The 9,145-nt window shown below is 61.8% G+C and carries 9 protein-coding genes; 4 read left to right on the forward strand and 5 right to left on the reverse strand.

Translation table 11 applies throughout. The annotated features are described in order from the left end of the window. The 5 genes from AC5ZG1_RS42525 to AC5ZG1_RS42545 all read right to left on the reverse strand — a co-directional run. The coding region (locus AC5ZG1_RS42525; RefSeq protein ID WP_496136382.1) for a PDC sensor domain-containing protein at window positions 1–711 on the reverse strand (711 nt) is incomplete at its 3' end. 656 nt (window positions 712–1,367) lie between these two features. Further along, the gene (locus tag AC5ZG1_RS42530) at window positions 1,368–3,593 is read right to left on the reverse strand and encodes an alkaline phosphatase family protein (RefSeq protein WP_496136383.1); all 2,226 of its coding nucleotides are present in this window, start codon (window positions 3,591–3,593) and stop codon (window positions 1,368–1,370) included. Between the two features lie 1,079 nt (window positions 3,594–4,672). Further along, entirely contained in the window at window positions 4,673–5,290 is a 618-nt protein-coding gene (locus AC5ZG1_RS42535) for a LysE family translocator (RefSeq protein ID WP_496136384.1), read from the reverse strand. 75 nt (window positions 5,291–5,365) lie between these two features. Further along, window positions 5,366–5,905 carry a hypothetical protein gene (locus AC5ZG1_RS42540; RefSeq protein ID WP_496136385.1) on the reverse strand — a complete coding sequence of 180 codons (540 nt, stop codon included), beginning with the start codon at window positions 5,903–5,905 and terminating at the stop codon, window positions 5,366–5,368. A 9-nt stretch (window positions 5,906–5,914) separates the two neighbouring features. After that, window positions 5,915–7,357: an LVIVD repeat-containing protein gene (locus tag AC5ZG1_RS42545; RefSeq protein WP_496136386.1), complete on the reverse strand. Its 1,443-nt coding sequence runs from the start codon at window positions 7,355–7,357 to the stop codon at window positions 5,915–5,917. Between the two features lie 119 nt (window positions 7,358–7,476). Here AC5ZG1_RS42545 and AC5ZG1_RS42550 point away from each other — a divergent pair, with 119 nt between their 5' ends. From AC5ZG1_RS42550 to AC5ZG1_RS42565, 4 genes are all read left to right on the forward strand, one after another. Then, window positions 7,477–7,791, forward strand: a complete 315-nt coding sequence (locus AC5ZG1_RS42550; protein ID WP_028163799.1) for an ArsR/SmtB family transcription factor — start codon at window positions 7,477–7,479, stop codon at window positions 7,789–7,791. After that, window positions 7,784–8,251, forward strand: coding sequence for an SRPBCC family protein (locus AC5ZG1_RS42555; protein ID WP_496136387.1), 468 nt, complete (start codon window positions 7,784–7,786; stop codon window positions 8,249–8,251). The genes AC5ZG1_RS42550 and AC5ZG1_RS42555 overlap by 8 nt, the downstream gene beginning before the upstream one ends. Window positions 8,252–8,283: 32 nt before the next feature. Beyond that, a complete protein-coding gene (locus AC5ZG1_RS42560) occupies window positions 8,284–8,796 on the forward strand; it encodes an SRPBCC family protein (RefSeq protein ID WP_496136388.1) in 513 nt (170 codons plus the stop codon). Window positions 8,797–8,913: 117 nt separating this feature from the next. After that, window positions 8,914–9,145 (forward strand): helix-turn-helix domain-containing protein (locus AC5ZG1_RS42565; protein WP_496136389.1); only part of this gene is annotated, 232 nt, incomplete at its 3' end.

Below are 9,145 nucleotides of genomic sequence, written 5' to 3' on the forward strand. Positions count from 1 at the left end.
AGCTACAGTCCCGTTGGAGAGCGTCGGATCTTTGCCGGCAGGCAGCTTCTTGCCGACGAACAGGGCATTGTCAGGATCGCGAGCGAGACAGATGCCGTTGCGGTCGGTGATGGCGAGCGCGGCTCCCTCCGGAACGCCTTTTTTCGCGATATAGTCTGCGAGCCAATCAAGGCTGAGAGATGCTATGACGACGCCACCCATGTGGTTTTCGTCGTCGTAGAATGGCAGCGCAAACTGGAGGACGCTGCGACCGGTGTTTCGGCCGAACGCGAACTCTCCAATTGTGAATTTTCCGGTCCTCACGGCGTTCGCGAAGTAGGCACGTCCAGTGGCGGGAGCCAGCTTATGCACTACGGGAGCTACCCTATGCTCCGTGAATGAGGAGCAGAAGGCACTGGCATTCATGTCGACCACGATAAAGGAGATGAACTCCGGATATTGTCGCTTGATCCGGGACAGGTAGGCATCGCATTCCTGGACGTCCTTGGCCTTTATCGCCGGAACCTCCGAGAGCGCAATCAAAGCCTGGCGAACTCCCTGGACGATCTGCTGCTGCTCAGCGGCGGCGAGCTTGGCGAGGCCGAGTGCTTCGTCCTGTACTTCGACCTCGCGCGTGCGACGCAGGTCGATCTCATTGTACGCCTGTATCGCGATTGCCGGCAGTATGGCGGCTGCCACCAGCGCGAACAAGCGTGATAACAGGCTGCTCATTTCGACCTTTTCCTACGCATGATCGGCGGCATCAGACCGACCGTGCCCAGTCCACCGACAAGCGCCATTGCATCAAGAGTTCTCCGAACTGCGATCGGAAATGACGCCATCAAGCGGTGGCGCTATTCCGAGCCTTCATTGACCAGTTCGTCGCGGAGAAGTGGCACCCACGGCCGTGAAGACAGGCTGGCCCATGTCGATGCCAGGGATGGCAGAGCGACGAGAAGACTGGCGGCAGGTGACCCTATGGCGGCACGCGTAGCATTCAACAGCCTCACGAACCATTGAGCCCTAAGGCCCAATGCAGCGTCCTCGGACTGGGCGCTCGACATCGCTGGAGCTCTAGTGATCGTCGACTGGCCCCGCAGGTCCACGGCTCGGCGCGGACGAGGGAGGCCGATCTATCGGTCGGGTTGGCCCTTGGCACGTCAGGGCGATAGAGTGATTCTCATTGACTTCTGTCCCGCTACCAATCTTCTGCCGTAAAAGCCTGAACCGGCCGTATTACAGAGCTGTTTCAGTCCGCCGGGAAACGATTGCGATTGTAGGCGAGCGGCCAAAAAGTTGGCGAAGAGAAGCCAGGACACAACGAGGCCGGTTCCGATGGGCGCTAGTCAGCGCCCATCGGACGAGTTTGAGGATCGCGCGCTAACTTTTCAGCGCAAGATTTCGCGCAGCACCTCGCCGTCGACGCGGTGGGGCGTGACACCCAGGATCTGCATGACGGTCGGCGCCACGTCGGTGTTGCGCATGCGGCGGATCGTGGCGTCCTTGCGGATCTGCGGGCCGGCGGCGATGAAGGTCGCGCTCATGACCGGCAGCTCGGGATCGTGGCCGTGGGCACCATAGAAGTTAGGCATCGACAGCATGGTCGATGTCGCATTGAACGGCGCATCGCCGAGACGGGCGACGCCGGGGTTCTGGATGCCGTCGAAGTTGTAGCCCGGGGCCATCAGCGCGAACACATCGCCGAAATCCTGTCCGATGGTCTTGCTGGTGCATTCCCCGGTCCCTTCCTCGCACTGCAGCGGCCGGGTCTCGACCACGGTGAAGATCCGCCCGTCCTTGAGCGAGTAGTTGAACTTCGGGTTGGAATCGACCGCGTTCTTCACCGCGTCGGTGATCTGCGTTACCAGCGCCTTGTAGGCCGCCAGATCGACCGTGCCGCCCAACTCGCGGTTCTGCAGGTTGACGTAGATGTTGGCCGCCGGACCCGAAGTGCGGATCGCGATCTTGGTGGTGTCGATGCCGGCATTGCGCAGGACGTTGGTCAGGCTGACCGAGGTGTGGAACGGCGCGAAGCCGTGATCCGACACCACGATGACGTTGCTGTCACGGCCCGCCGCATCGGCGATCTGCTTCACCGCCTTGTCGGCCGTCTGATAGGCGAAACGGATATATGAAGCATACCGCACGACCTTGGCCGGATCCTGGCCCGCGCCGATCGAGTTCGGATCGGTCGGGTTGGTGCCCTGGCGGCGGTCGGTGAGCAGGAACTGATGCTCAGAGCCGTCGGGCTGCTCGATATAGATCATCACCAGGTCGGCGTCGGGATGGTTCCGGATCGTGCGTTCGCCGATATCAGCCTGGTAGCGCACGAAAGTCTTCACCATGTCCTCGAACATCGTCTCGATCTCGAGATCGGGGAAGTTGGTGAAGCCCGGGCTCAGCCGCTCCGGAATGCGGAAGTCAGCCTGCGGACGCCAGAATCCGACATTGTTGTTGATGTCATCGACATCGGCCAGCACCGCCGCGTTGCGCGGGATGTAGTTGGCTCCGTAGCGGGCGAACCGCACCACCGAAAGATCGGGCGCCAGCGCCGAGACAAAGTATGCGGCGCCGACCTTGGCCCCGCTGCCTTCGAAGAAGAATGGCGCATTCTCGCCGCCGAGCTTGACGTAGGCCGGTCCGGTCGACGGCGCGTGGAACGGTCCTGCCGTAATGCCGCGCGTCGCGTCAAAGAACACCAGCGTGTCGTAATTCACCTTGCGGTCATTGGTGGTGTCGAGCGCCGCCACCCGGATCGAATATTTAACGTCGAGCGTCGCCGCATTGGTGCAGGTCGCCGATGGCGCCGAGGAACACGAGAACGTCTCGATCGGCGCTGAGGTTACCAGCACCGGGCTAAACGAGAAACGGCCGGCCGCCTGGAGCGCCGTGACAACAGCCGGATCGGAGGTGAAGTCTCCCCGAGCCAGCGAGAAGCCCTGAGCCCCGATGCCGCCGAACGCCCCGAACGGCACGGTAAAGTCGGTGACGCGGATCGGCTGGGCCGGTTGCACCACGGTGTTGTTGATGGAGATGTCGGCGCCGTCGCCGCCCGGCCAGGTCGCGGTGACCACTTTCTTGCCCTGCTGGCGCAACTGCACCCACAACGGCAATGCCGTCGGCCGCGGCGACGGCCCGAGCGGGCTCTCGCGATAGCCGCCGATCGGTGCCGCAAATCCGCTGATGCTCGATGAGATCGGCCCGACGATTGCCTGGAAGGTGTTCGACGGGATGTCGTTGTGAACCGCCGTCGAGCCGGTGGCAATCTCGATGTGCGACACCGCGGTGAGCGACGGCGACGCCGTCACGTTCTGCTCCGCCACCGCGCCGCGGCGGCTCAGCCGCGCCAGGCCGCCGTCATGCGGCAACACGCCCTCGTCGATGAACTTCTGGATAAAATCGGGCTTCGCGCCGTCGAGCGAGATCACCACCACCCGCGGCGACTTGCGACCATGATGGTTCCCGTCCGGATCGCCGTCATGATCATGGTCGCGGTTATCGCCGTGGTCGCGGTTGCCGCCGTCGTTATCGGCGTGCGCCGGCGCCGCAACGCCGGTCAGCGATGCAGCGAGCGACATTGCCAATATCAAGGAGAGAAAACTCTTCAAGTTCATATGGACGTCCCATTTTCGCTGCGCAATCTACGCGGGTTTGGTCGGCAACGACGCAACGATTATCGGGCTTGGCTGACGACGCGCATGTGACGCTTCGGCGACACCTGTAATGTGGTCGCGACAACGCCACGATGATGTCGGCACGTGGCCTTTCGCGTCGATATTAGAAGTGGCCAGCGCTCCTTGCCGTGCGAGGGAACGCAAGCGTTCGGATCGCAATCCTGTTTCGAGTGGAACCACGTACGTCGAGGCCGAACGCGTCTGCAACGCTTGGTGGCGAGTCTCGGAGCAATGGTGCAGTCAACCAGTGAGCGTCACCCGCAAGTTCTTGCCTGCACCGTCATGCGATAGGTCGCTGACGACGTCTGCAATCTCAATTCGAATAAGTGCGTGTCTGGATTTAGCAGCCTTCTGCGCTTTCGGTATCGAGCTCGCGCCAACCCATCGCCTCCGCATATTGCTGCGTGGACATTGGCACAAACTGCGTATTGGGCAGCGCCATCGTTGAGATGCCTCAGTGCGACGTTCGCATTCTCGCACACGCCACAGTGTCCGCATGCTGCCACAGACTGGAACTTAATCTAGAAGTCTGACCGCAAATGGTAGGGGTGCAAATCGCGCGGCGCACGGGCTACGACCACCTTGAACGATCCACCGGGAAAGCGTTCGCTCAGCAGGATGTTGCGATCTTCGCTGTCGGTCTCTGCACTCATGCGCCGCGCAATATCAGCATCTCGGCGAAGACAGGCTCGACGTCGCTCACAACGCAGTCGCGGCAGTCGGCCTGTGTCGGCATTCCCAGGAGACATGGCGACGTTTCATGACGGGCATATGACATTCCGGGGATCGCGAAGCCGCTAAGCACCATGAGGGCAGACATCACGAAAAAGCGGCGCACCATGCACATACGGCAAAGAGCTCACGCCCTTCACGCCATGCAATACTCCGAGGAAACCGCCAAGGCCCACATGGAGGAACACGGCAAGAAGTAATTATCGGCGCTTCGATTACGGACCTGCACTTGAGGCCGCCTCCGTTAGCGGTCTTTTTCTTTATTCGCCTGAGCGCGACGCCGGCTCTTAACGCGCCCGTGTCAGCGCGAGCCAGATGCCGCCGCCGATCATGAAGCCGCCGGAGACGCGCGAGACCAGGCGCGTCCGCCGCTTGGAAAAGAATTTTCGCGCGCGGCCGGCGAGCAGCGCGTAGACCATGTCGCTCATCGCCGCCGTCACCATGAAGGTCGCGCCCAGCAGCGCCACTTGCGGGAAGTGATCCTTGTTCAGGTCCACGAATTGCGGAATGAAAGCGCCGAAGAACACCAGCACTTTCGGATTCGACAGCAGCACCAGAAATCCCTGCAGGAAGAAACCGCCGCGCGGTGGCGGCGGCGGTTCATCCGAGCTCACCTCCGCAACCGGCGAGCGGATCAGCTTGATGCCCAGCCAGACCAGGTAAGCCGCGCCGGCAAAGCGCACCCAGTCGAACCAGTAGCCCATCGTCGCCATCAGCGAGGTGAGACCGACGGCGACGACGCCGATCACGATCGCCAGCCCCGCCTGCGCGCCCAGCACATTGGTCAGCGCTGCGCGGGTGCCGTGCCGCAGGCCGTTGGCGATCACCAGCGTGACGATCGGGCCGGGCAACAAAGCGAGCGCAATGCAGGCGGCGACATAGGCGAGATAGGCTTGCAGGGACATGGGAGGACTCGGCTCGAGGCTTTTGTTGCATAATAAGGACATGGATGCCCGGAACAAGCCCGGGCATCCGCATTCTTACTGCGTGTTCATCGCGAATTTTACCCATCTCGCCGTCTCTGCCGATGCCAGCAATTCCAGTGCCGCGCGCTGCACGACCGCTGCATCTCCCCTGCCCTGCGCCGCCGCCACCAGAAGATCGCAGCGGTGTGAGACCGCGATGCCGATCGCTTCATGCGGCACGCCATCGCCAATCTTCAGATTGTACGTCCTCATGCGTCCGGGCATATCGGCGACACGCACTGCTTTTCCTGCCTGCAGCGGTACAAACTGCGGACTGATCAAGTCGACATCCGCGACGCGGTCGACCTCATCATCGTCGGCGACGCCGGTCGTGCAGTTGCAGAAGCCGAGCTTTGGCCGGATGTAGACCTCGATATCTCCGCCGCAGGCCACGGCATTGCAGCGGAATGCGCGACCGGCGGGCCAGCCGTCGCGCGGAAACGGCCAGGCGATCTCTTGCCATGTCTCGCGCGGCGTCGAAGTCTCGTAGGCTGGGACGCCCGAGAGGACGCCGAGCACAAGTGCTGCAATCGCGATGACCAGCCAGGTGCGCATTCGTCCCCTTCACGGCAGGCCGGCGACAGCGCGCGCCTCGCCGGTCAATTCGAGTATATGCAGTCCTGTATTGGCGCGGTCGACGGCATAGATATAGCCGCGCTCGTCGGTCTCGACATTGTTGGTCTGGATCGCGACCTTGCAGCGATCCTTGCCCTCGATGGTGACGCAGCGCTTGTCGGTTGCCGGTGTGATCGACGGGATGAAGTAGCCGACCTCCCTGGGGTGATAGGGATCGCGGATATCGAGCGCACGCACGCCGGCATTGAAAAACGCGATGAAGGCGATTTTCTTGTAGTAGACCGGCGCCATGCTCTCGCTCGAGGAATGCGAACCGAACCGCCCGCCGCGTTCGCAGAACGAGCCGCTCGCCTCCGGCACGGTGTAACTCGAGATCATCATTGGCCGGGTCTCGGTGGTGACGTCAGCGAACCACACCATCTGCCGCGCCTCGCCGCATTCATTCAAGATCGCCTCGTCGACGATCATCACGATGTCGCGGGTCTTGCCGTCCTTGTCATGCGAAAATTCCGCGATCGGCATGCCCGGCATCGGGAACGTCGTGTGTGCACCGTTGAGCGCCGAGAGCGGCATGCGCGATATTTCGGGATAGCGGAGATTCTCGGCGATCGGCTGCTTCGGTCCCTTGAGCAATTTCTCGCGGTCGACGATCTGCAGGAAACCGCCCTTGTTGGTGCCATAGCCGAAATAGACGCGGTTGCCGGATGAACCTGTTGAGATTGGCCCGTGCAGCTCGGTCGGCACCGCGCCGGTCGAACCAGGCTCCTGGCCCGGCAGGCCGAAATCCCTGATCTTCACGGGGTGCGCGGGATCGCTGAGATCGTAGACCTGCGTCATGCGACGGGTGCGCCAGTCCGGCGCGCCCGATACCAGGAAGGCGATGCCGGTGTCGCACTCCCACCAGCTCTTATGCGTATCCTTCAGTCCCCCGATCCGCGCGATCAGCGCGGGATTGGCGGGATCGGCGACATTCCAGATCTCATGCGCCTCGCTGCCGAAGGTGCGTAGCATATAGACCGCGCTCCGATCCCCCTTCGGCAGATCCTTGCCGTCGCAGACACGCACCATCTGCGCGCCACCGGATTCATATTTGCCCTCCTGCCCCGGAATGTGCCGCAGATATTGCGGATGCGCGGGATCGGTGACATCGACGATCGACGTGCCGTTGGGTTCCGGCTTGCCGCTCATCGGATTGACGGGATCGGGGATCTCATCAGTGCCGCCGTGATGGCCGATATAGGCGATCCAGCGGTCGCCCTGATGATGGATGGTGGGCTGATAGGCGCTGCGCGCCTGCAGGTCGTTGGTTCCCACCAATCTCATGTTGGAGGCTTCGGGAGGTGCTCCGACCTTCTGCTGCTCCGCATAAGCGCCCGCGCTCCCGAGAAAAGCAATTGCCACACACAGCGCAAGTTTGCCGCCACCCTTCATGCGTCACTCCCATTGTTGCAAAGCCAATCTTCGTTGGCTGACGCTACGATAACACGGCTCAATTCCGCGCCAAAACACACCCTTGACATGCAACCATTTAGTTGCCTATTGTCGATGGCATGGACGAAGTCTTCAAAGCGTTGGCGGACGCATCGCGGCGGTCGCTCCTAGACAGGCTTCACGCCAGAAACGGGCAGACATTAAACGAACTGTGCGAAGGCCTCGCCATGACGCGGCAGGCGGTCACCAAGCACCTTGCGATTCTCGAACAGGCCAATCTCGTCACCACGTTCAAGCATGGCCGCGAGAAGCTGCACTATCTCAACCCGGTGCCGATCCATCAGATCGGCGAACGGTGGATCAAAAAATTCGAGCGCGCCAAGCTGGTCGCGCTCAGCGAATTGAAGCGGCAATTGGAGAAGCGTGATGAGTAAGCCGGAATTCGTGTACGTCACCTATATCTCGACCACGCCCGAGAAATTGTGGGAGGCGCTGACCAATAGCGAGTTCACTAGGCGTTACTGGTTCAACACGGAAGTGAAATCCGACTGGAAGGTGGGTTCCCCGTTCGCACTGGTCATGAACGGCACCACGACGGATATGGGCGAGATCCTCCAAGCCGAGCGGCCGCGGCGTCTCGCCTACACCTTCAAGCATCAGCTCGATGAGGAGATGCGCAAGGAACCGCCGACCAAGGTCACCTTCACCATTGAGCCCCACGGCGACCTCGTGAAGCTGACCGTGACGCATGAAGGCTTCGCCAAAGGCAGCAAACTTCTCGACGGCATTTCCAAGGGATGGCCGGCGATCCTGTCGGGACTCAAGACCCTGCTCGAGACCGGGACAGTGATCGCGATCCCGCCTCGTGCGCTTGAGATCGAAGGGTTCGAATAGAAATGAAGATATATCGGAGGAATCCAGAAGACATGAATATCGAGAAATTCAAGCCGGCGATCGTCTACACGATCTATATCGCGTCCACACCGGAGAAGGTCTGGGAGGCGCTGACCAATGCCGAGTTCAGCCGGAAGTATTTTTCCGGCCACGCGGTCGAGGTCGATCTCCGCGTCGGCGGCGCATTCATGGTGCGCACGCCCGATGGCGCGCCGCACATCACCGGCGAGGTGATCGAATGCGAGCCGGCGCGGAAGCTGACGGTGACCTTCAACGTCAACTGGCCGGCGCTGGTGGAAAAGCTCGGACCGACGCTCGTGACCTATGAGATCGAGCAAGCCGGCGATGCGGTCAAGCTCACGCTGCTGCAATCGCACGACCGGCCGATCAGCGACGATATCCTTTCCGGTGGCCGCGCCGGCTGGCCCGCTATGCTCTCCAGCCTCAAGAGCCTGCTGGAGACCGGTGAGGCCATGGTCATCCAGATGCAACCGCCGGAACGGATGCTGGCGGCGCTGAAGGAGCTGGGGATTGCGACGCCGTAAGGCTACGACGGTCCCGTAGCCCGGGTGGAGCGAAGCGTAACCCGGGACAGCCCGTATTGGAGTGCCCCCCAAAAGTGAGACACGGGAAATTAGGGACAGTTCTCTAACGGAGAACGTATGCCCAACAAATCTCCCCGTGTTTTCAGCCGAGAGTTCAAGCTCGAAGCGGTCCGCCGCATTCTGGCGGGCGAGCGAATCAAGGCGCTTTCAGAAGAGCTGAAGGTGCTGCGCAAGGATCTCTATGCATGGCGCGATCTATTTCGCGCCGGCGGGGCGGAGGCGCTGCGGCCGTTGGGGCGTCCGCGCAAGAGCGATGCGGTTGCACCGAGCGTGAGGGCGCGGGCGCGTG

This window comes from Bradyrhizobium sp. Leo78 (assembly GCF_059512425.1).

Bases quoted from the DNA above. Each gene is read 5' to 3' on its own strand.
- AC5ZG1_RS42550 (WP_028163799.1), top strand. From the start codon at position 7,477: ATGGACGAAGTCTTCAAAGCGTTGGCGGACGCATCGCGGCGGTCGCTC.
- AC5ZG1_RS42530 (WP_496136383.1), bottom strand. From the start codon at position 3,593: ATGAACTTGAAGAGTTTTCTCTCCTTGATATTGGCAATGTCGCTCGCT.
- AC5ZG1_RS42535 (WP_496136384.1), bottom strand. From the start codon at position 5,290: ATGTCCCTGCAAGCCTATCTCGCCTATGTCGCCGCCTGCATTGCGCTC.
- AC5ZG1_RS42555 (WP_496136387.1), top strand. From the start codon at position 7,784: ATGAGTAAGCCGGAATTCGTGTACGTCACCTATATCTCGACCACGCCC.
- AC5ZG1_RS42545 (WP_496136386.1), bottom strand. From the start codon at position 7,357: ATGAAGGGTGGCGGCAAACTTGCGCTGTGTGTGGCAATTGCTTTTCTC.
- AC5ZG1_RS42560 (WP_496136388.1), top strand. From the start codon at position 8,284: ATGAATATCGAGAAATTCAAGCCGGCGATCGTCTACACGATCTATATC.
- AC5ZG1_RS42540 (WP_496136385.1), bottom strand. From the start codon at position 5,905: ATGCGCACCTGGCTGGTCATCGCGATTGCAGCACTTGTGCTCGGCGTC.